The sequence below is a fragment of the Stenotrophomonas sp. yr243 genome (genome assembly GCF_900184195.1).
GTDB classification, from domain to species: Bacteria; Pseudomonadota; Gammaproteobacteria; order Xanthomonadales; family Xanthomonadaceae; genus Stenotrophomonas; species Stenotrophomonas lactitubi.
The window spans coordinates 1,373,883-1,397,948 of sequence record NZ_FXWT01000001.1 but is presented as its reverse complement, the minus strand read 5'-3'; the positions used below and the strand labels follow the sequence as shown (position 1 = coordinate 1,397,948).

The 24,066-nt window shown below is 65.7% G+C and carries 21 protein-coding genes; 12 read left to right on the top strand and 9 right to left on the bottom strand.

The annotated features are described in order from the left end of the window. Positions 1 to 3: 3 nt before the first annotated feature. A complete protein-coding gene (locus QOL57_RS06685; RefSeq protein ID WP_089239019.1) occupies positions 4 to 471 on the bottom strand; it encodes a DUF2127 domain-containing protein in 468 nt (155 codons plus the stop codon). Positions 472 to 482: 11 nt separating this feature from the next. Then, positions 483 to 2,330: a translational GTPase TypA gene (typA, locus tag QOL57_RS06680; RefSeq protein WP_025879437.1), complete on the bottom strand. Its 1,848-nt coding sequence runs from the start codon at positions 2,328 to 2,330 to the stop codon at positions 483 to 485. Positions 2,331 to 2,569: 239 nt separating this feature from the next. On the opposite strand from typA, the gene QOL57_RS06675 reads away from it, so the two are divergent. From QOL57_RS06675 to QOL57_RS06650, 6 genes are all read left to right on the top strand, one after another. Continuing rightward, positions 2,570 to 3,061: a peptidylprolyl isomerase gene (locus QOL57_RS06675; protein ID WP_089239021.1), complete on the top strand. Its 492-nt coding sequence runs from the start codon at positions 2,570 to 2,572 to the stop codon at positions 3,059 to 3,061. A 126-nt stretch (positions 3,062 to 3,187) separates the two neighbouring features. Further along, positions 3,188 to 4,174: a malate dehydrogenase gene (locus QOL57_RS06670; RefSeq protein WP_025879435.1), complete on the top strand. Its 987-nt coding sequence runs from the start codon at positions 3,188 to 3,190 to the stop codon at positions 4,172 to 4,174. Positions 4,175 to 4,298: 124 nt separating this feature from the next. Beyond that, complete coding sequence (locus tag QOL57_RS06665; protein ID WP_089239023.1) at positions 4,299 to 4,913, top strand: RluA family pseudouridine synthase; 615 nt, start codon at positions 4,299 to 4,301, stop codon at positions 4,911 to 4,913. A 626-nt stretch (positions 4,914 to 5,539) separates the two neighbouring features. After that, positions 5,540 to 7,420, top strand: coding sequence for a propionate--CoA ligase (gene prpE / locus QOL57_RS06660; RefSeq protein WP_089239024.1), 1,881 nt, complete (start codon positions 5,540 to 5,542; stop codon positions 7,418 to 7,420). Between the two features lie 193 nt (positions 7,421 to 7,613). Next, complete coding sequence (locus tag QOL57_RS06655) at positions 7,614 to 8,117, top strand: hypothetical protein (protein ID WP_089239025.1); 504 nt, start codon at positions 7,614 to 7,616, stop codon at positions 8,115 to 8,117. Positions 8,118 to 8,163: 46 nt separating this feature from the next. Beyond that, complete coding sequence (locus QOL57_RS06650) at positions 8,164 to 9,207, top strand: suppressor of fused domain protein (protein WP_089239027.1); 1,044 nt, start codon at positions 8,164 to 8,166, stop codon at positions 9,205 to 9,207. Between the two features lie 119 nt (positions 9,208 to 9,326). On the opposite strand, the gene QOL57_RS06645 is transcribed toward QOL57_RS06650, so the two are convergent. The 5 genes from QOL57_RS06645 to QOL57_RS06625 form a co-directional block, all read right to left on the bottom strand. After that, complete coding sequence (locus tag QOL57_RS06645; protein ID WP_089239029.1) at positions 9,327 to 9,938, bottom strand: glutathione S-transferase N-terminal domain-containing protein; 612 nt, start codon at positions 9,936 to 9,938, stop codon at positions 9,327 to 9,329. A gap of 86 nt (positions 9,939 to 10,024) precedes the next feature. Continuing rightward, the gene (locus tag QOL57_RS06640; RefSeq protein WP_025878087.1) at positions 10,025 to 10,483 is read right to left on the bottom strand and encodes a cell wall hydrolase; all 459 of its coding nucleotides are present in this window, start codon (positions 10,481 to 10,483) and stop codon (positions 10,025 to 10,027) included. Between the two features lie 299 nt (positions 10,484 to 10,782). Further along, complete coding sequence (locus tag QOL57_RS06635) at positions 10,783 to 12,813, bottom strand: NADPH-dependent 2,4-dienoyl-CoA reductase (RefSeq protein WP_089239031.1); 2,031 nt, start codon at positions 12,811 to 12,813, stop codon at positions 10,783 to 10,785. 100 nt (positions 12,814 to 12,913) lie between these two features. Beyond that, entirely contained in the window at positions 12,914 to 13,555 is a 642-nt protein-coding gene (locus QOL57_RS06630; RefSeq protein WP_089239033.1) for a hypothetical protein, read from the bottom strand. Between the two features lie 140 nt (positions 13,556 to 13,695). Continuing rightward, positions 13,696 to 14,715, bottom strand: a complete 1,020-nt coding sequence (locus QOL57_RS06625; protein WP_089239035.1) for a zinc-binding alcohol dehydrogenase family protein — start codon at positions 14,713 to 14,715, stop codon at positions 13,696 to 13,698. Between the two features lie 358 nt (positions 14,716 to 15,073). On the opposite strand from QOL57_RS06625, the gene QOL57_RS06620 reads away from it, so the two are divergent. The 4 genes from QOL57_RS06620 (at position 15,074) to QOL57_RS06605 (ending at position 18,140) form a co-directional block, all read left to right on the top strand. Continuing rightward, complete coding sequence (locus QOL57_RS06620; RefSeq protein ID WP_089239037.1) at positions 15,074 to 16,162, top strand: OmpA family protein; 1,089 nt, start codon at positions 15,074 to 15,076, stop codon at positions 16,160 to 16,162. A gap of 217 nt (positions 16,163 to 16,379) precedes the next feature. Beyond that, positions 16,380 to 16,886 (top strand): hypothetical protein, encoded by a 507-nt coding sequence (locus QOL57_RS06615; RefSeq protein ID WP_049467667.1) that lies wholly within the window; start codon positions 16,380 to 16,382, stop codon positions 16,884 to 16,886. Positions 16,887 to 16,906: 20 nt separating this feature from the next. Then, positions 16,907 to 17,716, top strand: a complete 810-nt coding sequence (locus QOL57_RS06610; RefSeq protein WP_176429861.1) for a pseudouridine synthase — start codon at positions 16,907 to 16,909, stop codon at positions 17,714 to 17,716. An 85-nt stretch (positions 17,717 to 17,801) separates the two neighbouring features. Beyond that, positions 17,802 to 18,140, top strand: a complete 339-nt coding sequence (locus tag QOL57_RS06605) for a hypothetical protein (protein ID WP_089239041.1) — start codon at positions 17,802 to 17,804, stop codon at positions 18,138 to 18,140. A gap of 127 nt (positions 18,141 to 18,267) precedes the next feature. On the opposite strand, the gene kbl is transcribed toward QOL57_RS06605, so the two are convergent. Then, positions 18,268 to 19,473 carry a glycine C-acetyltransferase gene (gene kbl / locus QOL57_RS06600; protein ID WP_089239043.1) on the bottom strand — a complete coding sequence of 402 codons (1,206 nt, stop codon included), beginning with the start codon at positions 19,471 to 19,473 and terminating at the stop codon, positions 18,268 to 18,270. A 210-nt stretch (positions 19,474 to 19,683) separates the two neighbouring features. On the opposite strand from kbl, the gene QOL57_RS06595 reads away from it, so the two are divergent. Then, positions 19,684 to 20,376, top strand: coding sequence for a TorF family putative porin (locus tag QOL57_RS06595; RefSeq protein WP_089239045.1), 693 nt, complete (start codon positions 19,684 to 19,686; stop codon positions 20,374 to 20,376). Positions 20,377 to 20,496: 120 nt separating this feature from the next. Here the strand turns inward: QOL57_RS06595 and tdh are convergent, their stop codons facing one another. After that, positions 20,497 to 21,519, bottom strand: coding sequence for an L-threonine 3-dehydrogenase (tdh, locus tag QOL57_RS06590; protein ID WP_032952044.1), 1,023 nt, complete (start codon positions 21,517 to 21,519; stop codon positions 20,497 to 20,499). A 339-nt stretch (positions 21,520 to 21,858) separates the two neighbouring features. Between tdh and QOL57_RS06585 the strand changes: the two genes are divergently transcribed. Then, positions 21,859 to 24,021, top strand: a complete 2,163-nt coding sequence (locus QOL57_RS06585; protein ID WP_089239047.1) for a S46 family peptidase — start codon at positions 21,859 to 21,861, stop codon at positions 24,019 to 24,021. Positions 24,022 to 24,066 lie beyond the last annotated feature (45 nt).

The following is a 24,066-nucleotide window of genomic DNA, read 5'->3' as shown; positions in this document are numbered from 1 at the left end:
TGCTCAGCGGCGGCGCTTGCGCAGGTCGCGCGCCAGCACGTAGACGACGATCAGGTTGATCGCCAGCACGGTCCACGAGGCCCAGCCGGGATGGCGGACGATCGCGTAGATATCGAAGGGCAGGTAGATGGAGGCGGTCAGGCAGCCCAGCCAGGAGGCCCATGCCTTGGCTTTCCACAGACCCCAGGCTTCGACCAGGTGCAGCAGGCCGTAGCCGATCATCACCGCCGCAGCCAGGTGCACCGCGTCGGGACTGATTGCATTCAACAGCGAGGGCAGGGTGCCGTGATCCGGGTCCAGGCTGAAACGCCGGATCAGGGCATTGACGCCGTCGCGAAGCGGCTGCGGACCGAGGATTTCAAGTCCGGTAGCCGCCAACAACGCCAGCATCGCCTTGCTCGCTTCGAGCAAGGCGATGACATGGAGGCCCGGATGCCGATGCGGATCCGGGTTATAGCCGTTCTGGCTCACGGTTCGCTGGATCAGCCGCCGCGCGAGTTCTTCTTGCGGTCGCTTTCGGTCAGGAACTTCTTGCGCAGACGGATCTCCTTCGGGGTGATCTCGACCAGCTCGTCGTCTTCGATGAAGTCCAGGGCCTGTTCCAGCGAGTACTTGATCGCCGGGGTCAGCTGGATCGCATCGTCCTTGCCCGAAGCGCGCATGTTGGTCAGCGGCTTGGTCTTGATCGCGTTGACGGTCAGGTCGTTGTCCTTGGAGTGGATGCCGACCAGCTGACCTTCATACACGTTGTCGCCTTCAGCAGCGAACAGCTTGCCGCGTTCCTGCAGCGGGCCGAGCGAGTACGCCGGGGTGGTACCCGGGGCATTGGCGATCATCACACCGTTGATGCGCTTGGCGATGGCGCCCTGTTCCTTCGGGCCGTAATGGTCGAACACGTGGAACAGCAGGCCCGAACCCTGGGTGAGGGTCTTGAACTCGTTCTGGAAGCCGATCAGGCCACGGGCCGGGATCTGGTATTCCAGGCGCACACGGCCCTTGCCGTCCGATTCCATGTTCTTCAGCTGGCCCTTGCGGGTGCCCAGCTTTTCCATCACGCCGCCCTGGTGGACTTCTTCGATATCCACCACCAGCTGCTCGATCGGCTCCATGGCCTGGCCGTCGATCTGCTTGATGATGACTTCCGGGCGCGACACGGCCAGTTCGTAGCCTTCACGACGCATGTTCTCGATCAGCACCGACAGGTGCAGTTCGCCACGGCCGGAGACCAGGAACTTGTCGGCGTCTTCCAGCTGTTCGACCTTCAGGGCCACGTTGTGGACCTGCTCGCGGTCCAGACGGTCCTTGATCTGGCGGCTGGTCAGGAACTTGCCACCGGACAGGTCCTTGTTGCCGGCGAACGGCGAGTTGTTGACCTGGAAGGTCATCGAGATCGTCGGTTCATCGACGGTCAGTGCCGGCAGCGCTTCCGGGGTTTCCGGATGGCACAGGGTATCGGAGATGGTCAGTTCCGGAATACCGGAGATGGCGACGATGTCGCCGGCTTCGGCGGTGTCCTGCTCGATGCGCTCCAGGCCCAGGAAGCCCAGCACCTGAGCGACCTTGCCGTTGCGCTTCTTGCCTTCACGGTCGATCACCGCGACCTGCATGTTCTTCTTCAGGGTGCCGCGCTGGATGCGGCCGATGCCGATCACGCCCACGAAGTTGTTGTAGTCCAGCTGGCTGATGCGCATCTGGAACGGACCTTCGGGGTCCACTTCCGGCTTCGGTGCGTGCTGCATGATCGCTTCGTAAAGCGGGGTCATGTCGCCGTCGCGCACGGTGTCTTCCAGGCCGGCGTAGCCGTTCAGGGCCGAGGCGTAGACGATCGGGAAGTCGAGCTGCTCATTGGTGGCGCCGAGCTTGTCGAACAGGTCGAAGACCTGGTCGATCACCCACTCCGGACGCGAGCCCGGACGGTCGACCTTGTTGACCACGACGATCGGCTTGAAGCCCATCGCGAAGGCCTTCTGGGTGACGAAGCGGGTCTGCGGCATCGGGCCGTCCATCGCGTCGACCAGGATCAGCACGGTGTCGACCATCGACAGCACGCGCTCGACCTCGCCGCCGAAGTCGGCGTGTCCGGGGGTGTCGACGATGTTGATCCGGTTCTTGATACCGGTCTTCTTGTCTTCCCAGGTGATGGCCGTGTTCTTGGCCAGGATGGTGATGCCGCGTTCCTTTTCCTGGTCGTTGCTGTCCATCACGCGCTCGGCGAGGACGGTACGCTCGGACAGGGTGCCGGACTGCTTCAGCAGCTGGTCGACCAGAGTGGTCTTGCCATGGTCGACGTGGGCGACGATGGCGATGTTGCGAAGATTTTCGATGGACATACGAAAGGGGGCCAGTCGGCGCCGGATTTGGAAAAAGAAGTCCAACATTATACGTCGAACTTGACGATTGGCGAAAACCTGGATTTCAGGACCGCCGAGGTCCCCATTCAGCCTGGCTCCCGGCGCTGCCCGTCCGCGGGCTGAAGACCCTGCCTGCGCCGATGGTCGAAGCCGCCCATGTCACGGGGGAGGTGTATCCTTATGGGGCTGATTACACACCCCGCATCCCAAGGATCTGCATGTCCCTCATCGCCACTTTCGACACCACCCAGGGCCCGATCAAGGTCGAGCTGTTCGCCGACAAGGCGCCGCTGACGGTCGCCAACTTCGTGAACCTGGTCAAGCGCGGCTTCTATGATGGCCTGATCTTCCACCGCGTGATCCCCGATTTCATGATCCAGGGCGGCTGCCCGCAGGGTCGTGGCACCGGCGGCCCGGGCTACAAGTTCGAAGACGAGAAGAATGGTGTGAAGCACCAGATCGGCTCGCTGTCGATGGCCAACGCCGGCCCGAACACCAATGGCAGCCAGTTCTTCATCACCCACATCAAGACCGATTGGCTGGACGGCAAGCACACCGTGTTCGGCCAGGTGCTGGAAGGCCAGGCGATCGTCGATTCGGTCAAGCAGGGCGACGTGATCCATTCGATCACCCTGGAAGGCGACACCGACGCTCTGCTCGCCGCCCAGGCTGAGCGCGTGGGTGAGTGGAACAAGCTCATTCCCGCCTGATCCAATACCCGGACGGCCCCCTGCGAAGGGGGCCGTTTCCATGTTGCGGCCGCCCCGCCAGGCCCATCCCCGCCCGCGCGGCCATCTTCTACAACGCTACTTAGCTTCTTAGCAGAGGAAATCCCCATGAAAGCACCTGTTCGTGTTGCCGTGACCGGCGCCGCCGGCCAGATCGGCTACGCCCTGCTGTTCCGTATCGCCTCCGGTGAAATGCTGGGCAAGGACCAGCCGGTCATCCTGCAGCTGCTGGAGCTGCCGGTCGACAAGGCCCAGGCCGCCCTGAAGGGCGTGATGATGGAACTGGAAGACTGCGCGTTCCCGCTGCTGGCCGGCATGGTCGGCACCGACGACGCCGAAGTCGCCTTCAAGGACGCGGACATCGCCCTGCTGGTCGGCGCGCGTCCGCGCGGCCCGGGCATGGAGCGCAAGGATCTGCTGCTGGAAAACGCGAAGATCTTCACCGCGCAGGGCGCCGCACTGAACAAGGTCGCCAAGCGTGACGTGAAGGTGCTGGTGGTCGGCAACCCGGCCAACACCAACGCCTACATCGCGATGAAGTCGGCGCCGGACCTGAACCCGCGCAACTTCACCGCCATGCTGCGCCTGGACCACAACCGTGCGCTGAGCCAGCTGTCGACCAAGCTCGGCAAGCCGGTCGCCGGCATGGAGAAGCTGGTGGTGTGGGGCAACCACAGCCCGACCATGTACCCGGACTACCGTTTCGCCACCGCCGATGGTGCGTCCATCGCCGATGCGATCAACGACCAGGAGTGGAACGCCAACACCTTCATCCCGACCGTCGGCAAGCGCGGCGCGGCGATCATCGAAGCCCGTGGCTCGTCCTCGGCTGCTTCGGCCGCCAATGCAGCGATCGACCACGTGCGTGACTGGGTGCTGGGCAGCAACGGCAAGTGGGTCACCATGGGCGTGCCGTCCGACGGTTCCTACGGCATTCCGGAAGGCGTGATCTTCGGCTTCGCGGTCACCACCGAGAACGGCGAGTACACCCTGGTCAAGGATCTGCCGGTCGACGACTTCAGCCAGAAGTACATCGACAAGACCCTGGCCGAGCTGGAAGAAGAGCGCGCCGGCGTCGCCCACCTGCTGGGCTGATGCGGTCTGTGCCGGCAGTTTGCCGGCACGTTTTCCATCAGGGTAGGTGCCGGTCGTTGGCCGGTACGCAGGAAACGGGGAGGCTTCGGCTTCCCCGTTTCCGTATGGAGCACCTGGCAACGACATGATCCACCTGCATTACATCGACGACGCGCTGCTGGTAGCCGAGAAGCCTGCCGGCCTGCTGTCCGTACCCGGCCGCTCGGCGGAGAACCAGGACTGCGTGGTCGCGCGGTTGCAGGCGGTGTATCCCGATGCGCTGACCGTGCATCGCCTGGACCAGGTCACCTCCGGCCTGCTGCTGCACGCGCGTGGCAAGGACATGCAGGTGGCGCTGTCGATGCAGTTCGAGAAGCGCCAGGTGGGCAAGCGTTATGAAGCCATCGTGCAGGGGCTGCTTGAAGGAGATGCGGGTGAAGTGGATCTGCCGCTGATCGTCGATTGGCCGAACCGGCCGCGGCAGATGGTCGACCACGAACGCGGCAAGCCGGCACTGACCCGGTGGCGCGTGCTGTCGCGTGACATCGCGGCGCAACGCACGCGCGTTGAACTGGAGCCGGTCACCGGCCGCAGCCACCAGTTGCGCCTGCACATGGCCAGCCTCGGCCATCCCATCGTCGGCGACGTGCTGTACGGCGCACAAGCCGCGCAGCGCGTGCACCTGCATGCACGGGAGCTGCGGTTCACCCATCCGGTGACGGGCGAGACGCTCGCGTTCGAGTCTGCGACTCCGTTCTAGAGAGTGGGTGTATCGGCAGGGCTGCGCCCTGCACCTGCCGAATCAACGGCAACAGCAACAGCGGGATTCCGTGGGTTGGCGGGGCGGTGTCGCATTGCGGGGGCGCCGCAAGTACGTCCCTGTAGGCTTGGCAGCCGCATCCATGCGGCTGACACCCCGCAATCCGACACCGCCCCACCTTCGACAGATTTCCGATGGCCGATGGGTCCACGCTTTGCGTGGATCAAATCCATCGGAATCGAATATTTCGACAATTCATCGAAAAGCATCCACGCATGGCGTGGATCTACGTGTCGACCAAGGTCGGCAGCTACCAACAGCAGCCCAACAGCAGCGGGAAATCGTCGGAGGCGGGGAGGGGGCAGATGGCGGGGGCGTGAGCGCCATGGATGGCGCGACCGAGCTTACATGGACGTACTTGCAGCGACCCCCGCCATCTGCCCCCTCCCCGCCAAACCCGGAATCCGCCGTTGCTGTTGCTTCGGCTGTTGCTGTTGCCGTTGCTCCGGCCTCGGCGGGTGCAGGGCGCAGCCCTGCCGGGAACACACCCCCTACCAAGGTAGGGCGGCCCGCGCGCCAGCGCCGGACTATGCTCGAACCATGACTTTGTCTGGGAGGGCTGCGTCATGAACTACGAGGAAACCTACCGCCGTTCGATCGACGAGCCGGAGGCATTCTGGGGCGAGGAAGCCAAGCGCATCCATTGGCACAAGCCGCCGCAACAGGTGCTCGACTACAGCAACCCGCCATTCCGGCGCTGGTACGTTGGTGGCGAAACCAATCTCTGCTACAACGCCGTCGACCGGCATCTGGCCGACCGCCCGGACCAGCTCGCACTGGTCGCCATCTCCACCGAAACCAACAGCACCCGCGAAGTCACCTATCGCCAGCTGTATCGCGAAGTGAACGACTTCGCCGCCGTGCTGAAACATCTCGGTGTCGGCCACGGTGATCGTGTGGTGATCTACATGCCGAACATGGCCGAGGCGGTGTTCGCCATGCTTGCCTGTGCACGTATCGGTGCGGTGCACTCGGTGGTGTTCGGTGGCTTCGCCGCGCACAACCTCGCGCTGCGCATCGACGATGCCAAGCCGAAGCTGCTGATCGCCGCCGATGCCGGCATGCGTGGCGGCAAGCTCATTCCGTACAAGGCGATGGTCGACGCCGCCTGCGCCGAGGCCAGCAATCCGCCGCCGCACGTACTGATCGTTTCGCGCGGGCTGGACCCGGCCGAGCCCCGCATCGAAGGGCGTGATGTCGAGTACGCCAGCCTGCGTGCGCAGATCGGGCAGACCGATGTGCCGGTGCAATGGCTGGAATCGAGCGAACCCAGCTACCTGCTGTACACCTCCGGCACCACCGGCAAGCCGAAGGGCGTGCAGCGCGATGTCGGTGGCTATGCGGTGGCGATGGCGCAGTCGATGCAGACCGTGTTCGACTGCAAGCCGGGGCAGGTGATGTTCTCCACCTCCGACGTCGGCTGGGCCGTGGGCCATTCCTACAACGTGTATGGCCCGCTGATCGGTGGCTGCACCTCGCTGCTGTACGAAGGGCTGCCGACCAACCCGGATCCGGGTATCTGGTGGGCGCTGTGCGAGCAGTACAACGTACGCACGATGTTCTCTTCGCCGACGGCGATCCGTGTGCTGAAGAAGCACGATGCCGATTTCATCCACCGGCACGACCTGGATGCGCTGAAGTATCTGTTCCTGGCCGGCGAGCCGCTGGACGAACCGACCGCACACTGGATCAGCGACGCGCTGGGCAAGCCGATCATTGACAACTACTGGCAGACCGAAACCGGTTGGCCGGCATTGACCCTGCTGCCTGGGCTGGACATGAAACCGGTGCGTTTCGGCTCACCGGGTTTCCCCAATCTCGGTTACCGGATGAAGGTGATCGACGAGAACACCGGTGAAGAAGTGGCTGCGGGGCAGAAGGGTGTGCTGGTGATGACGCCGCCGTTGCCGCCGGGCTGCATGAGCACGGTCTGGAATGACGACAGCCGCTTCCTGCAGAGCTACTTCAGCCACTTCAAGGAACTGCTGTACAGCTCACTGGACTGGGCCATCCGCGATGACGATGGCTATACCTTCATCCTGGGCCGCACCGACGATGTGATCAACGTGGCTGGCCATCGCCTGGGCACGCGTGAGATCGAAGAGGCCATCTCAAGTCACCCGCGCGTGGCCGAGGCCGCGGTGATCGGGGTGAAGGACGAGTTGAAGGGGCAGGTGCCGCTGGTGTTCGTGACGCTCAAGCAGGGTCTTGATGGCGAAGACCCTGCTGCGGTGGTGGCCGAGATGATGGCCACGGTGACCGCTTCGCTGGGGGCGGTGGCGCGGCCGGCGCATGTGCACGTGGTCAACGCCCTGCCCAAGACCCGCTCGGGCAAGCTGCTGCGGCGTTCGCTGCAGGCATTGGCCGAGCAGCGCGATCCCGGCGATCTGTCGACCCTGGACGACCCGGGCGCGCTGGAAGAGATCCGCCGCGCGCTGGGCCGTTGACCCGGTCCTGTAGAGCCGAGCCCATGCTCGGCTGCCCGGGTCAGGTACACGCAGCCGAGCATGGGCTCGGCTCTACAGAGATCCAGCGGTGCTGCAGCGCAGCTTCCTCGCCGCCACCGGTGCGCTAAGCTCGCCCCGGGGAGCGTGCCCGCAAGGGCACGCATGCGTATCGCATCGAGGGAAGGGGGAGCTTATGGCACTGCTGCATGCCAAGACGGCCGCTGGCCGCCAGGAGATCGAAGACCGTGCCCGGCGCCTGCCGGCGGCGCTGCGTTCGATCCTGTTGATGGTTGACGGTCAGCGTGATGAAAGCGAACTGCGCGGCTTGTTCGAAGGGCTGCGCGCACCGCAGGATGCGCTGGAGCAATTGGCCGCACTCGGCCTGATCCAAGTGGTCGGCGGCAGGGCCGAACCTGCTCCGCAGCGCGGACTCTGCAGCGGCCGCGAGCAGGATCCGGCGCTGTACCAGCAGTTGTACGACGCGATGAGCGATGCCGTGCGCCGCCATCTGGGCCTGAAAGGCTACTTCATGCAGTTGAAGATCGAGCGCTGTACCGACGCGGTCACCCTGGAACGGCTGTGCCCGGAAATGATCACCGCGATCGGCAAGGCGCGCAGCCCGGCGCTGGCACAGCGCTGGTGGCAGGAGGTCCAGGTGTCGCTGGCACCGGTCACCGCCGAGGTCGTGCCCGGCTGACACGCGGGGTAAAGTGGTCCGCTCTTTTTCCGCCCAGGAGCCCCGCATGCAGGACGACACCGATACACCCGGTTGGGATGCGATCAATGCCGCACTGGCGCCGCTGTACGCCGGCCAGGAGCCGCGTCACTTCGGTACCGCGTTGCCGTACACGCTGGGTGGCCAGGATCCGCTCGACGGCATCAGCGTGTACTGGGTGGAAGCACCGGTTCCGCATTGGCACTACGTCACCTACGGTCTGTCCGAACTGTATGCAAAAGAGAGCAGCGATGCGGCCACCAGTGGCTACGGCTTCGAGCTGACGTTCCGTCTGGCTGCGGACAAGGGTGAACATGCCGACAGCACCCCGCCTGCGTGGCCGATGAACCTGCTGCAGAATCTGGCGCGCTATGTGTTCAGCAGCGGCAATGTGTTCGAGGATGGGCACCACCTCAACGCCAACGGCCCGATCGCGCTGGAGACCGACACCCGTCTCTGCCACCTGGCGTTTGTGTCCGATCCGCAGTTGCCCGCGCGCGATACCGCCAATGGGCAGCTGCAGTTCCTGCAGGTGGTCGGGCTGACCGATGAGGAAATGGGCGCGATCAAGCGCTGGTCCACGCGCGGTGTGCTGCAGGTGCTCGAGCCGGCGATGCCGTTGTGGATCACCGATCTGCAGCGCGGCAACCTGCTGGATGATCCGGCGCTGGCGGCGCAGGTGCAGGCCGGCAGCGAGCGTGAGGGATCCAGTACGGGCATGTTGTTCATCGAGACGCTGGACTGGCGGCAGACGGCGGGCATCACCACGCTGGTGCTGGGGGCAGGGCAGGTCGGCAGTGTGGGTGAACTGCTGCCACTGCGCCTGCGCCACGGCAAGGCACTGACGCTGGTCAGCCGCGAACGGCAGTGGGAGTTCATGCCTGCCACCGATGGCGCCGCCACGGTCGAGGGCGACAACGTGCGCTGGGTGATGGACGACGCGGCGTTGCAGGCCTGGCATCAGGTGCGGCCGGAACGCGGAACCTACACGGTGTCGAGCACGTTGCAGGTTGAAGTGGTGCCGACGTTCCTGCGCGATGCGAAGGGCGAAGTGATCCGCGAAATCGGCTGACCGCGCCTATGGTACCGATGGGGTCAGAGCCGCCTGCTGCGCAGACGGATCCGACCCCGCCTCCCGGACCGTTGGGGTTGGAACCGTTCGCGCTGCGAACGGCTCCGACCCCGGTTCCATCAGGCCAGGCCTTCGGCCTTCAGCGCCGCCTGCACGCCCGGATCGGCGTCCATGCGCGCCTTGTAGGCGGCCAGGTTGTCCAGGCCCGACAGGTCGACCTTGGTGCCGGCCGCCCAGCGCAGGGTGATGTAGAAGTAGGGATCGGCGAAGCTGCGGAAACCGGCCAGCCACGGCTTGTCGGCCAGCTGCTTGTCGGCGGTCTCGAACAGCGCGCGCAGGCGCTTGTGTGCAGCGGCGCGGATCGCGTCGTACTGCCCTTCATCGGCGATGAACTTGCCTGGCGAGAACAGCGGCGAGAACGCCGGGTGCACGTCGGAGTTGACGAAGGCCAGCCAGCGGGTGGCTTCAGCGCGCTGGCGCGGGCTGCCATCGCCGCCGAGACCGGCCTGCGGGTAGGTGTCGGCGATGTAGCCCATGATCGCTGCGTTCTGCAGCAGCACGAAGTCGCCATCGACGACCGCCGGCACGGCGCCGGCCGGATTGATCTTGAGGAATTCCGGACCCTTCAGGGTGTCCTTGTTCAGCAGTTCGACCTCGAACAGCTGGCCGGTCCACTGCAGGGCGATGTGGTCGGCGGTGGAACAGGCACCGGGCTTGCTGTACAGCTTCATGGGAACTCCAGGCGGGGTGTGGCGGGAAACCCCCACTATCCCAGAGCCCAGCCGCATGCGGCAACGCTGCCGCCGGCAACGGATTGTTACGACTGCCGGGGCTTGAGGTTCTGCACTTTGTAGAAGGTGTGATCGCCGATGGTGGCCACCTGGTAGGCATTGCGCCAGTTCGGGCTGGCAATCGCCAGCGCAGCGAAGTGGCTGGCGCCGGGCACGATCTCGCGGCGCTCACCAGCCGGCAGCGCCCAGTTGCGCTCGGCGTCGAAGGCTACGTCCATCGCTTCACTCCAGGCCGCATCGTTGCCCAGCTGGGTGCCGGGGGAGACGATGGTGGGGGCGAACTGCTTGCGCGCGGTCACCACCTGGCACATCGAGTCGCCCCAGAGGCCGCTGTCGAGGCGACGCAGGGCGACCTCGGCCACGGCCTGCTGGCCACGCAGGGTCTGGTCGCGGGCTTCCAGGTAAACGGTGGTGCTCAAACACAATGAATCAGCGGCCGGCTGCGGCAACAACTGCGACAGCCAGAGAATCCAGGCCAGTTTCATATAACTCCTTGCTCCGTGTGGGACGCACCTGGCGGTTCCGGCAGCGCAGGCTGCTGGAGGCGGGGTACGACTTGGCGTCATGGGGAGGCGGCCATCGGGGCTGCCCCGTGGGCGGCCCCAAGAACACGATCGTGGATCGATCGGCGGGGTCCGCACCGGCTCACCGGAAACTGGCTGGTGAGCGGAAAGATGGCGCAAGGTAGGGGGGCATTGCCGAACGCATCCTGAATCGTCCGGCTTGACATTCAGCTTGGGGGCCGGTGACGGAAATCACATTCCGGCCCCCATTCAGGTGTTGATCAGAGCGCGGCGGCGACCCGGCTGCCCTGATCGATGGCACGTTTTGCATCGAGTTCGGCGGCCACATCGGCACCGCCGATCAGCTGTGCGGCGATGCCGGCGGCCTGCAGTTCTACCTGCAGCGCGCGCTGCGGTTCCTGCCCGGCACAGATCACCACGTGGTCGACCGGCAGCAGTTGTTCGCTGCCATCGACGCGGATGCGCAGGCCCGCATCGTCCACGCCCAGGTACTCGACACCACCCAGCATGCGCACGCCCTTGGCCTTCAGCGTGGCGCGGTGGATCCAGCCGGTGGTCTTGCCCAGGCGTGCACCGGGCTTGCCGGCGCTGCGCTGCAGCAGCCACAGCCTGCGCGGCGACGCCTCCACGGCCGGCCGGGCCAGCGCGCCGCGGGCCTCGAAGGTGGCATCCACGCCCCATTCGGCCATCCAGCGCTGCGGGTCCAGCGATGGGGAAGGGCCGTCATGGGCAAGGAACTCGCCGACATCGAAGCCGATGCCGCCGGCGCCGATGATGGCGGCGCTGGCACCGACTTCGACCCGGCCCAGCAGCACGTCCAGGTAGTTCACCACCTTGGCGTGGTCGGCACCGGGGAAGTCGACCTTGCGCGGTACGATGCCGGTGGCCAGTACGACCTCGTCGAAGCCGGCCAGGCTGGCCGCGTCGGCACGGGTGCCCAGACGCAGCTGCACGCCGGTCTCAGCCAGCTTGTGGCGGAAGTAGCGCAGGGTCTCGTGGAACTCTTCCTTGCCGGGAATGCGCTTGGCCACGTTGAACTGGCCACCGATCTCCTCGCTGGCGTCGAACAGGGTGACCTGGTGGCCGCGTTCGGCAGCGACCGTGGCGCAGGCCAGGCCGGCCGGACCGGCGCCGACCACGGCCACCCGCTTCGGTGCGGTGGTCGGGGTATAGACCAGTTCGGTCTCGTGGGCAGCGCGCGGGTTGACCAGGCAACTGGCCAGCTTGTTTTCGAACACGTGGTCCAGGCAGGCCTGGTTGCAGGCGATGCAGGTGTTGATGGCCTCGGCACGGCCGGCGCGGGCCTTGTTCGGCCACTGCGGATCGGCCAGCAGCGGACGTGCCAGCGACACCATATCGGCCCCGCCATCGGCGAGGATGCGCTCGGCCACCTCGGGCATGTTGATGCGGTTGGTCGCCACCAGTGGCAACGTCACGTGCGGCTTGAGCTTGGCGGTGACACCGGCGAACGCACCACGCGGTACCGACGTGGCAATGGTCGGAATGCGCGCTTCATGCCAGCCGATGCCGGAATTGAGGATCGTCGCGCCGGCTGCCTCGATGGCCTGGGCCTGCTGCACGATCTCTTCCCAGTTGCTGCCGTCTTCGACCAGGTCGACCAGCGACAGGCGGTAGATGATGATGAAATCCGGACCGCAGGCTTCGCGGATGCGCCGCACGATCTCCACCGCGAAGCGCATGCGCTGTGCGGCATCACCGCCCCAGCGGTCGTTGCGCTTGTTGGTGCGCGGGGCGATGAACTCGTTGATGAGGTAGCCCTCCGAGCCCATCACTTCCACGCCGTCGTAGCCGGCCTCGCGGGCCAGCTTCGCGCTGCGTGCGTAGTCGGCGATGTGCCGCTCGACGCCGCTGGCCGACAAGGCGCGCGGGGTGAACGGATTGATCGGCGCCTTCAGCTTCGACGGCGCCACCGACAGCGGGTGATAGGCATAGCGCCCGGCATGCAGCAGCTGCAGGCAGATCTTCGCGCCGTGCTGGTGCGCGGCGGCGGTCAGCTGCCGATGCGGACGCACTTCCCATGGCCAGGACAGCTTGCCGCCGAACGGCTTGAGCCAGCCCACCACGTTCGGCGCGAAACCGCCGGTGACGATCAGGCCGACGCCGCCTTCGGCGCGCTCTGCGAAATAAGCTGCCAGGCGCGGGAAGTCGCGTGCGCGGTCTTCCAGACCGGTGTGCATCGAGCCCATCAGCACCCGGTTGCGCAACTGGGTGAAGCCCAGGTCCAGCGGGGCGAACAGGTGGGGGTAGGCGCTTTCGTTGGCTGGCGACATGTCGATACGCTTGCGTACGGAAGCGCGAAGGGTGCCGCGAAACGGCGCCGGGGGCAAGGGCTGGCAGATGGGTAGCGCCGGTCCACGCCCGGCGACGCGACTACCCGTGGCCGCGCTGCGCGCTCGCCGGGCGTGGCCCGGCGCTACCGACCGCCGGCCGGCCGATCCCGAACCAGCCGAGGGTGATCCCGCACAGCGGCCCGATCAGCAACGCGAAGGCGAGCGTGCCGACGCCGACGTTGCCGCCCAGCCACCAGCCCAGCAGCAGCACGCTGCCTTCAATCAGGCTCCGCACCTTCCAGATCGGCCAGCCGGTGCGCGCGTGCAGCCCGGTCATCAGGCCATCGCGCGGGCCAGGGCCCAGCTTCGCGCCGATGTACAGGCCGGTGGCCAGCGCCACCAGCAGCATGCCGGCGCAGAACATCGCCACCTGCCAGCCCAGTCCGACGGCCGGGGGCAGCAGCCACAGCCCGAACTGGGCCGAGGGGCCGATCAGCATCACGTTGAGCACGGTGCCGACGCCCGGCTTCTGTCGCAGCGGCCACCACAGCAGCAGTACCAGCGCGCCGATGACATTGGTGGCCAGGCCGAACGACAACGGTGTCTGTGCAGCGATGCCCTGCGACAGCACATCCCACGGCGCGACACCGATCGCGGCGCGGATCATCAGCGAGGCGCCGAAGCCATAGAGGAACAGGCCGATGATCAGTTGCAGCAGGCGCAGGGGCAGGGCGGTGGGCATGGCGGGCTCGGGGGGAGGGGGATCTGTTTCCACCCTATCCCCGAAATGGGCCATTCAATAGATACAGATGCCGCCCAATCCACTGCCACAGGTCGCAACCAACGAAACACCGAGCAGCGCCCGGTGCGCGCGGCGGTCAATCACTCGTCCCAGCCGGCCAGCGCCAGCTTGCCGATGGTGCGGCCGCCTGCTAGGCGCTGGTGGGCGGCTTCCAGGTTGGCCGCATTGATCGGCCCCAGCACTTCGCTCAGCGTTCCGCGCAACTGGCCTGCATCGATCATGCTGGCGGCGCGGTTGAGGATGCGGTGCTGCTCGATGCGGTCGGCGGTGGCAAAGCGCGCACGGGCGAACATGAATTCCCAATGGATGCCGATGCACTTGGCCTTGTAGGGATCGCCGATGCGCAGTGGGCCGCGCGGTTCGACGATCAGGCCGACATGTCCCTGCGGCGCCAGCAGCTGGCCCAGTTCGTCCCAGTAGTGGTCGGTATCGGCCAGATTGAGGGCCACCTGCACATCGTCGATGCCAAGCGCCTGCAGCTGCGGCAGCAGGGGCTGGCGATGGTCGATCACATGCTGGGCGCCCATCCGCCGGCACCAGTCGATCGAGGCTTCACGCGAGGCGGTGGCAATGACGTCGAAGCCCGCGTGGTGGGCCAGCTGGATCGCCATCGAGCCAACGCCGCCGGCACCGCCGATCACCAGCAGGCGCTGGCCGGCGTGGCGGCGGTCATCAAGCAGCAGGGGCATGCGCTGGAACAGCAGTTCCCAGGCGGTCAGGGTGGTCAGCGGCAGCGCGGCCGCCTCGGCGAAGTCGAGGGTGGTCGGCTTGCGCGCCACCAGCCGCTCATCCACCAGCTGATACTGCGCATTGCAGCCAGGGCGGGTGACATCACCGGCGTAGTAGACCTCGTCACCGGAGGCGAACAGGCTGGCCTCCTCGCCCATGGCTTCGACCACGCCTGCCGCGTCCCAGCCGAGAATGCGCGGAGTATCCAGCGAGGCGGCCGACGTGCCTGCACGCAGCTTGCCGTCCACGGGATTGACGGAAAGTGCTTCGACACGGATCAGCAGGTCACGGCCCCGCGGCGGCTGCGGTGGCGGCAGCACCAGATCGCGCAGGGCAGGGGCGGATTCACGGCACAGGGCGACGGCTTTCATTGCAGCTCCAGCTCGGTTCCTGTCTGCATCATAAGGTTCCTCACCTCGATGGGCGCGCGCTGAACCGCTTTGTGATAACTCGCGTCAAAACTGTCGTATCTGGCTCTTAAACCCATCCAAACCCTTGTGGTGTGTGGGTCTTGCGGATTTTCATCATCCTGTATAGGGTTTCAACGTCGGACCGGTGGCCGGTCGTGCGCAGCGCTTCACATGTTACGGGACTGTTAACATGGCCTTCACCCGCCTGAGCATAATGTTCGCGGCGGTGGCGTGCTGAATCGGCTGTCTGAACATCGACGCAGTAGTGCTGGCCCATGCCTCTACCGGTTTCATACCCCCGAAATAGGAGCTGTACTCAATGAACAAGAAGATCCTTACTGCCGCGCTGCTGGGCGGTCTGGCTTTCGCCCAGGCTGCGTCGGCGCAGGAGTTCGATGACCGCTGGTACCTGACCGGTTCGGCCGGCTTCAACTTCCAGGATAACGACCGTCTGACCAACGACGCTCCGTTCGTGACCCTGGGTCTGGGCAAGTTCATCAGCCCGAACTGGTCGCTGGATGGTGAGCTGAACTACCAGAACCCGAACTTCGACGCCAACCAGGATCAGAACTGGTCGCAGTACGGCGTGTCGTTCGATCTGCGTCGCCACTTCATCAAGGAAGGCCGCGGCTGGAACCCCTACATCGTGGGCGGCCTGGGCTACCAGAAGTCTGAAGAAGAGTACGCAGCTGGCCCGAACGGCCCGGCCGACCGCAAGGACGGCAACGTTGCCGCCAAGCTCGGCGTCGGCCTGCAGACCACCTTCGACAAGCGCGTTGCTGTCCGTGCCGAAGTGGCCTACCGCGCTGACTTCGACGACCAGAGCATTGCCGCGCGCGACGAAAGCTGGTTCGGCGACGTGCTGGCTTCGGTCGGCGTCGTGATCCCGCTGGGCCCGGCCCCGGTGGCTGCTGTTCCGGCACCGGCTCCGGTTGCCCCGAGCTGCGCCGACCTGGATGACGACGGTGACGGCGTCAACAACTGCGACGACAAGTGCCCGAACTCGCAGCCGGGTCAGACCATCGGTCCGGACGGTTGCCCGGTGCCGGTCTCGATCGACCTGAAGGGCGTGAACTTCGACTTCGACAAGTCGAACCTGCGTCCGGACGCTGTGGCCATCCTGAGCGAAGCCACCGAGATCCTGAAGCGTTACCCGGATCTGCGCGTTGAAGTCGCCGGTCACACCGACTCGAAGGGTACCGACGCTTACAACCAGAAGCTGTCGGAGCGCCGCGCCACCGCGGTGTACAACTACCTGACCAAGAACGGCGTCGACGCTGGCCGTCTGGCCGGTCCGATCGGCTACGGCGAGAGCCGTCCGATCGCGCCGAACACCAACTCGGATGGTTCGGACAATCCGGAAGGTCGCGCCAAGAACCGTCGTACCGAGCTGAACGTCCAGAACTAAGTTCTGACGCTCTGCCAGTAAGACACAGCAGGACCCGGCTTCGGCCGGGTCTTGTTGTTTGTGCGGTCCGGAATGATGAATCAGCGCTTGAGTGGCGACCGTTCGTCGGCAATTTGCTTATGAAACCAATGAGTTGCCGTATTCATTGAAAGTGGCGCTTGAAAGATGACGCGGCATTGCTAAACTCGCCGCGTCACTTCCTTTCGTGGATGTCCTCATGCTGCGCTCTGCATCGGCTGCCGTTCTGGCGCTGGCCCTGGTTCCTGCTGCTCACGCTGCGGTCGATTGCTCGGTCAACACCAGCGCTTCGCCGCTGCCGTTGCCGGCCACGGCCGTCGCCCCGGTGGCAGATGAGCTGTATATCCGCAGCAGCCAGCTGGGCATGGCCAGCGGCGTGCTGGGCAGCAGCTACGATCCCTCGCAGTCGCTGGACCAGGTGCTGCAGCGGTTGCGCATCGATGGCTGCCAGAACATCGCCAAGGCGATTCCGAGCGCGCCGGCGGTGAAGCCGAATGATCCGGCTGCATACAAGCCGCAGACCGAATTCGACAACACGCCGTGGCGCTTCGACATGAGCCAGAACGGCAAGCGCATGACCGCCGAAGAGTTCGACGCCTGGATGAAGGCGCGCGGCGTACGCGTGGTCAAGGCACGTCCGGTTCCGGCGGCCACCCCGGCCGCAGCCGAAGTACCGGCTGAGACCAAGCCGGTCGACAAGAAGTAAGCGTGGCGGGGAGCAGAGGCTTGCGCACGCGCCGCCCACCTGCTGCCCCCGCTGCCCGCTCCCACGCTGCGCGTGGGCGTGCGAATCCCGCTGCGGTTTCCGCTGGCGTGCGCCATGGCCTGGCGCGCGTGCTGTCCAAGGCTGGCTTGTGCTCGCGCAGCGAGGCCGCGCGCTGGATCGCCGATGGCCGTGTTCGTGTCGCCGGGCGCATCGTCCGTGATCCGGAATTTCCGATTGCCAGCCCGGCGCCGCCGATCGAGGTCGACGGCCAGCCGATGGGCGCACCACAACGCCTGTACCTGATGCTCAACAAACCGCGCGGGGTGGTCACTACCGTGCAGGACGAGCGTGGCCGCGACACCGTGTACCGCTGTTTCGATGGTGCCGGCCTGCCGTGGATCGCGCCGGTTGGTCGGTTGGACAAGGCCAGTGAAGGCCTGTTGTTGTTCAGCAACGATCCGCAGTGGGCCGCGCGCCTGACCGATCCGGAGACCGGCCCGCAGAAGACCTACCACGTGCAGGTCGATCGCCTGCCCGATGACGACACCCTGGCGGCGCTGCGCGCCGGTGTCGAAGACGAGGGTGAATTCCTCCTCGCCCTGGCCGTACGCGTGCTGCGCAGCGGCGACAAGACCGCTTGGTTGGAGGTGGTCCTCGACGAGGGCCGCAACCGCCATATCCGTCGCCTGCTGGCGGCCTTCGACCTGCAGGTGCTGCGCCTGGTCCGCGTTGCGATCGGAGAGCTCACGCTCGGCGATCTCGGCAAGGGCCAGTGGCGGGCGCTGGAGGTCAGCGACCAGCAGCGGCTGGGGGCCGCTGCACCGGGCTGAGTGATGCCCACGGCCGGCGGTTGCCGGCCACCGTTCCAGGCGTAGGGGGCGCCTGGTTGTCGAATGTCCAGAACGGAGCCTGCCCATGTATCACCCGACCCTCAAGCAAACCCTGTGCTGCGCCAGCCTGTTGTTGCCGATCGTGCTGTTGACCGCGTGTGGCGGCCACAAGAAAACGGCCAAGGCCGATCGCCCGGCCGAGACTCCTGTGGTTGAAGTAAAGACCCCGGAACTGGATGGCCGCGGCAGCTATCGCTTCATGATGAGCAACGGCGACCAGAAGATGACCGCCGATCAGTTCGATGCCTGGATGAAAGCCAATGGCATCCGTGTTGCCAAGGGCAATGGGCAGGATGCTGCCGCCAAGCCGGTGGTGGTCGCCAGCAAGGACGAGCCCAAGGACAAGAAGAAAAAGAAGAAGTAGCGCCGGGTGGGTGCCGACCTTGGTCGGCACGTCATCAGACTCCGGTAGGTGCCGACCTTGGTCGGCACGCTTTGGCCTGAAGGGTCAGAGCCCTTTCCGCAGGAAAGGGATCCGACCCCGCCGGTGATCAGCCCTTGATCACGCCCAGCTCGACGCCGATGCGGGTGAACGCATCGATCGCGCGGTCCAGATGCTCGCGGCTGTGCGCGGCGCTGATCTGGGTGCGGATGCGCGCCTGGCCCTTGGGTACCACCGGGAAGAAGAAGCCGATCGCATAGATGCCTTCTTCCAGCAGGCGCTCGGCGAACTTCTGCGCCAGCGGTGCGTCGTACAGCATCACCGGGCTGATCGGGTGCACGCCGGGCTTCACGTCGAAGCCGGCAGCGGTCATCTTCTCGCGGAAGTAGGTGGTGTTCTCGGCCAGGGTGCTGCGCAGGTCATCGGCTGCGGCCAGCATCTCGAACGCCTTGATGCCGGCGGCGACCACGTGCGGCGGCAGCGAGTTGGAGAACAGATACGGGCGCGAACGCTGGCGCAGCAGCTCGATCACTTCGGCGCTGGCGCAGGTGAAGCCACCCAGTGCGCCGCCCATGGCCTTGCCCAGGGTGCCGGTGATGATGTCGATCTTCTCCAGCACGCCCTTGACCTCGGCCGAGCCGCGGCCCGTCGCGCCGAGGAAGCCGGTAGCATGGCATTCGTCGATGTGCACCAGCGCGTTGTACTTCTTCGCCAGTGCGGTGATTTCGTCCAGCGGCGCGATGAAGCCGTCCATCGAGAACACGCCGTCGGTGGTGATCAGCTTGGTCTTGCAGCCGGCGGCATCGGCGGCCTGCAGCTGGGCTTCCAGGTCGGCCATGTCGCAGTTGGCGTAGCGGAAGCGCTTGGCCTTGCACAGGCGCACACCGTCGATGATCGAAGCATGGTTCAACGCATCGGAAATGATCGCGTCGTTCTCGCCCAGCAGCGGCTCGAACAGGCCGCCGTTGGCGTCGAAGCAGGCCGCGTACAGGATGGTGTCCTGCTTGCCGAAGAAACCGGCGATCTGCTTTTCCAGTTGCTTGTGCAGGTCCTGGGTGCCGCAGATGAAGCGCACCGATGCCATGCCGAAACCATGGCTGTCCAGCGCGTCCTTCGCGGCCTGGATCAGGTCCGGATGGTCGGCCAGGCCAAGGTAGTTGTTGGCGCAGAAATTCAGCACCTTGCGGCCGTCTTCGAGGGTGATTTCGGCGGACTGCGGGCTGGTGATGATGCGCTCGGACTTGAACAGGCCCTGGGCGCGGATGGCGTCCAGTTCCTCTGCATAGTGGCGGGTCAGGGCGGAGGAGTCGGTCATGGCGTGGGCACGGCTCAGCACGGGAAACCACTGATTCTACCGGGCATCGACGGCTGCTGACCGGGCCGGTCGGGGCACCGCCATGGCCGGCACATGTTGCATCGCAATAGCAAACGGGTTAAAAATTCGTGAACCGGGGCTGTCTGGCTCCGGTCGCTGCGCCCGCTGCAGATCCCGCCTTCCACGCCACCGACCCCACCGGAGACGCCCATGAAGCACGCCCGTGCCTGCCTCGCCATTGCCGCCGCCCTGACCCTCGCGCCGTTCGCCGCCAGCGCCCAGGACAACGAATCTCCGTACAGCTGGAACGTCACCGCCGTCTCGGACTACCTGTTCCGTGGTGTGTCGCAGACCGATGAGGATCCGACCCTGCAGGCCGGCTTCACCTACACCAGCCCGGTCGGCCTGTATGCAGGCGTCTGGGGCTCGGGCGTCGACTTCGGCGCAGGCGATCCGAAGACCGAGGTCGACTACTTGATCGGCTACGGCGTGGACGTGACCGAGCGCGTCAACTTCGACGTGCTGTTGAACCGTTACACCTACCTCAAGTCCAGCCACCAGAACTACAACGAGCTGATCACCACCACCACGCTGGACGACACCTACAAGCTGACGGTGGCCTACAGCAACGATGTGTGGAACAGCAGCACCGATGGCTGGTACTTCGGCCTGGGTGGCAGCTGGGGCCTGCCGAAGGAGTTCACGCTCAACGCCAACGTCGGCCGCAGCACCTTCGAGGACGGGATCGCCAAGGACTACACCGACTGGAACGTCGGCGTCGCCCGCCAGTTCGGCCTGTTCAATGTCGGCCTGGGCTACTACGGCACCGACGGCAATGGCCGCGACAACTCCGGCAAGCTGGCGCACAGCCGGGTGATGCTGAGCGTGGCCGTCGGAAAGTAACGCCGCAGGCGTTACGGTAGTGCCGGCCGCTGGCCGGCAACACCAAAGAAAAAGGCGCCCAACGGGCGCCTTTTTCAATTCCGGCGACGCCGGGCATGGCCCGGCGCTACCGTGGGCAGGTCAATTCCAGCTCAGCACGACCTTGCCGGCCTTGCCTTCTTCCATCAGGTCGAAGCCCTTCTGGAAGTCGTCGATCGGCAGCTGGTGGGTCATCACCTTGCCGAGCGGGAAGCCGGACAGCACCAGCTGGGTCATCTTGTACCAGGTCTCGTACATCTTGCGGCCGTAGATGCCCTGCACGGTCAGGCCCTTGAAGATGATCTTGTCCCAGTCGCAGCCGGCGCCCTTGGGCATGATGCCGAGCATGGCGATCTTGCCGCCGTGGTACATGCAGTCGAGCATGTCGTTGAACGCGCGCGGGTTGCCGCTCATTTCCAGGCCCACGTCGAAGCCCTCCATGTGCAGTTCCTTCATCACGTCCTTCAGCGACGTGTTGGCGACGTTGACCACGCGGGTGGCGCCCATGTCGGCGGCCAGCTTCAGGCGGAAGTCGTTGACGTCGGTCACCACCACGTTGCGCGCACCGATGTGCTTGCAGATGCCCGCCGCGATGATGCCGATCGGGCCGGCGCCGGTGATCAGCACGTCTTCGCCGATGACGTTGAATTCCAGCGCGCAGTGCGCGGCATTGCCGTACGGGTCGAAGAAGGCGGCCAGTTCGGACGGGATCTGGTCGGGGATCGGCCACAGGTTGCTGGCCGGCATCACCATGTATTCGGCGAACGCGCCGTTGACGTTGACGCCGATGCCGACGGTGTTCGGGCACAGGTGCGGACGACCGCCGCGGCAGTTGCGGCAGTGGCCGCAGACGATGTGGCCTTCGGCCGACACGCGCTGGCCGATCTCGTAGCCGGTCACGCCCGGGCCGATCTCGGCGATGCGGCCGACGAACTCATGGCCGATGGTCAGGCCCGGCTTGATCGTGCGCTGGCTCCATTCGTCCCACAGGTAGATGTGCAGGTCGGTGCCGCAGATCGCGGTCTTTTCCAGCTTGATCAGGACCTGGTTGGGGCCCGGGGTCGGCACCGGAACCTCTTCCATCCAGATGCCCTTGGCCGCTTCGCGCTTGACCAGGGCCTTCATCGTTTGCTGCGCCATCGGGGTGGAACTCATCAGGGGGAAAGCGCGGATTATAGGGCGCCACGCGGATTTCCCATGTTGCGCTGCGGGTGCATTGGTGGAACGAAAGCTGTGCGCAGGCGGGCGTTTCGAACGGCGCCGCTGCGCTCGCCGGGCATGGCCCGGCGCTACCCCGCATGGCGGCTGCCCCGGTAGCGCCGGGCCATGCCCGGCGGATGCGTGGGTGCCAACCAAGGTTGGCTGCTACCGGGGCATCGGGGCGTCCGGCCCATGACTTCCGGGATTCGGGGCGGGGCAGGGTGGCGGGCTACAATCGAGAGTTCCACTACCAGGGGCCGCTCCATGCGCTCGAACCTGCTTGCATTCTCCGTCGTCGCCAGCCTTGGGCTGGTCCAGGTCGCCCATGCCGCTGAAGGCATGTGGGTGCCGCAGCAGCTGCCGGAAATCGCCGGCCCGCTGCAGAAGGCCGGCCTCAAGCTGTCCCCGGAACAGCTGGCCAACCTGACCGGCGACCCGATGGGCGCCGTGGTCGCGCTGGGCGGCTGCACCGCCAGCTTCGTCTCGCCGCAGGGCCTGGTGGTCACCAACCACCACTGTGCCTACGGTGCGATCCAGCTGAACTCGACCGCGCAGAAGAACCTGATCAAGGACGGCTTCAACGCGCCCAAGCTCAGCGATGAACTGAGCGCCGGCCCGAACGCCCGCGTGTTCGTGCTCGACCAGATCACCGACGTCACCGCCCAGGCCAAGGCCGCCATCGCTGGCGCCGGCAAGGACCCGCTGGCCCGCAGCCGCGCGCTGGATGCCTTCGACAAGGCCCAGGTCGCCGCCTGTGAAGCCGATGCCGGCTTCCGCTGCCGCCTGTACAGCTTCTCCGGCGGCAACACCTACCGCCTGTTCCGCAACCTGGAAATCAAGGACGTGCGTCTGGTCTATGCACCTCCGGGCAGCGTCGGCAAGTTCGGCGGCGACGTCGACAACTGGATGTGGCCGCGCCACACCGGTGACTTCTCGTTCTACCGTGCCTACGTCGGCAAGGACGGCAAGCCGGCGGCGTTCTCGGCCGACAACGTGCCGTACCAGCCCAAGCACTTCCTGAAGTTCGCCGATACGCCGCTGGGCGCCGACGACTTCGTGATGGTGGCCGGCTACCCGGGCCGCACCAACCGTTACGCGCTGGCCGGTGAGTTCAACGAGACCGCCAGCTTCACCTATCCGACCATCGCCCGCCACTACAACGCGGTGCTGAAGATGATCGCCGACGCCGGCAAGGCCGACGCCGACGTCAAGGTGAAGTACGCCGCCACCGCCGCCAGCATGAACAACGTGGCCAAGAACTACCTGGGCCAGCTGGAAGGCTTCAAGCGCATCGACGCCGCCGGCCAGAAGCAGGCTGAAGAAGCTGCAGTGCTGGCCTGGCTGAAGAAGCAGGGCGCTGCCGGCAAGCCGGCGCTGGCTGCGCACGCGCAGCTGCTGCAGCACCTGGATACCAGCAAGTCCACGCGCGAGCGCGACCTGTTTGTTGGCCAGTTCAACAACACCTCGGCCGTTGGCGCGGCCATCACCCTGTACCGCCTGTCGATCGAGCGCAGCAAGCCGGACGCCGAGCGCGAAGCCGGCTACCAGGAACGTGACCTGACCACCATCGAAGGTGGGCTGAAGCAGATGGATCGCCGCTACGTGGCGAAGATGGACCAGCAGCTGCAGGCCTACTGGCTCGACCAGTACGTGGCCCTGCCGGCCGCGCAGCGCGACAACGAAGTGCTGAACAAGTGGCTGGCCGGCAGCGATGCCGCTGCGGTGAAGTCGCTGGTGACCAAGCTGGGCGGCACCGAGCTGGGCAGCCTGGACAACCGCCTGAAGTGGTTCAAGGCGGACCGCGCTGCGTTTGAAGCCAGCAATGATCCGGCCATCCAGTACGCGGTGGCGGTCATGCCGGCGCTGTTGAAGCAGGAAGAGCAGAAGAAGATCCGCGAAGGCGAATCGCTGACCGCGCGTCCGCTGTACCTGCAGGCCGTGGCCGACTACAAGAAGAGCCAGGGCGAGTTCGTCTACCCCGATGCCAACCTGTCGCTGCGCATCACCTTCGGCAACGTCATGGGCTATGGCAAGGACGGCGTGAAGTACACCCCGTTCACCACCTTGGAAGGTGTTGCGGCGAAGGAAACCGGTGAAGATCCGTTCGACTCGCCGAAGGCGCTGCTGGATGCGGTCAAGGCCAAGCGTTATGGCGGCCTGGAAGACAAGCGGATTGGTTCGGTACCGGTGAACTTCCTGTCCAACCTGGATATCACTGGTGGCAACTCCGGTTCGCCGGTGCTCGATGCCAACGGCAAGCTGGTTGGCCTGGCCTTCGACGGCAACTGGGAATCGGTCAGCTCCAACTGGGTGTTCGACCCGGTGATGACCCGCATGATCGCCGTCGACAGCCGTTACATGCAGTGGATCATGCAGGAAGTGGCGCCGGCGCCGCAGCTGCTGAAGGAACTGAACCTGGCGAAATGATCCGTCTGCGGTCGCTGGCGGTCTATCCACGCATGGCGTGGATCT

Excerpts from the sequence above, each read along its gene's own strand:
- QOL57_RS06645 (WP_089239029.1), bottom strand. The coding sequence starts at position 9,938 with ATGAAGCTGTACAGCAAGCCCGGTGCCTGTTCCACCGCCGACCACATC.
- prpE (WP_089239024.1), top strand. The coding sequence starts at position 5,540 with ATGAACTACGAGGAAACCTACCGCCGTTCGATCGACGAGCCGGAGGCA.
- QOL57_RS06675 (WP_089239021.1), top strand. The coding sequence starts at position 2,570 with ATGTCCCTCATCGCCACTTTCGACACCACCCAGGGCCCGATCAAGGTC.
- QOL57_RS06585 (WP_089239047.1), top strand. The coding sequence starts at position 21,859 with ATGCGCTCGAACCTGCTTGCATTCTCCGTCGTCGCCAGCCTTGGGCTG.
- QOL57_RS06635 (WP_089239031.1), bottom strand. The coding sequence starts at position 12,813 with ATGTCGCCAGCCAACGAAAGCGCCTACCCCCACCTGTTCGCCCCGCTG.
- QOL57_RS06670 (WP_025879435.1), top strand. The coding sequence starts at position 3,188 with ATGAAAGCACCTGTTCGTGTTGCCGTGACCGGCGCCGCCGGCCAGATC.
- QOL57_RS06595 (WP_089239045.1), top strand. The coding sequence starts at position 19,684 with ATGAAGCACGCCCGTGCCTGCCTCGCCATTGCCGCCGCCCTGACCCTC.
- QOL57_RS06620 (WP_089239037.1), top strand. The coding sequence starts at position 15,074 with ATGAACAAGAAGATCCTTACTGCCGCGCTGCTGGGCGGTCTGGCTTTC.
- QOL57_RS06640 (WP_025878087.1), bottom strand. The coding sequence starts at position 10,483 with ATGAAACTGGCCTGGATTCTCTGGCTGTCGCAGTTGTTGCCGCAGCCG.
- kbl (WP_089239043.1), bottom strand. The coding sequence starts at position 19,473 with ATGACCGACTCCTCCGCCCTGACCCGCCACTATGCAGAGGAACTGGAC.
- QOL57_RS06655 (WP_089239025.1), top strand. The coding sequence starts at position 7,614 with ATGGCACTGCTGCATGCCAAGACGGCCGCTGGCCGCCAGGAGATCGAA.
- QOL57_RS06650 (WP_089239027.1), top strand. The coding sequence starts at position 8,164 with ATGCAGGACGACACCGATACACCCGGTTGGGATGCGATCAATGCCGCA.
- QOL57_RS06630 (WP_089239033.1), bottom strand. The coding sequence starts at position 13,555 with ATGCCCACCGCCCTGCCCCTGCGCCTGCTGCAACTGATCATCGGCCTG.
- QOL57_RS06615 (WP_049467667.1), top strand. The coding sequence starts at position 16,380 with ATGCTGCGCTCTGCATCGGCTGCCGTTCTGGCGCTGGCCCTGGTTCCT.
- QOL57_RS06625 (WP_089239035.1), bottom strand. The coding sequence starts at position 14,715 with ATGAAAGCCGTCGCCCTGTGCCGTGAATCCGCCCCTGCCCTGCGCGAT.
- tdh (WP_032952044.1), bottom strand. The coding sequence starts at position 21,519 with ATGAAGGCCCTGGTCAAGCGCGAAGCGGCCAAGGGCATCTGGATGGAA.
- typA (WP_025879437.1), bottom strand. The coding sequence starts at position 2,330 with ATGTCCATCGAAAATCTTCGCAACATCGCCATCGTCGCCCACGTCGAC.
- QOL57_RS06605 (WP_089239041.1), top strand. The coding sequence starts at position 17,802 with ATGTATCACCCGACCCTCAAGCAAACCCTGTGCTGCGCCAGCCTGTTG.
- QOL57_RS06665 (WP_089239023.1), top strand. The coding sequence starts at position 4,299 with ATGATCCACCTGCATTACATCGACGACGCGCTGCTGGTAGCCGAGAAG.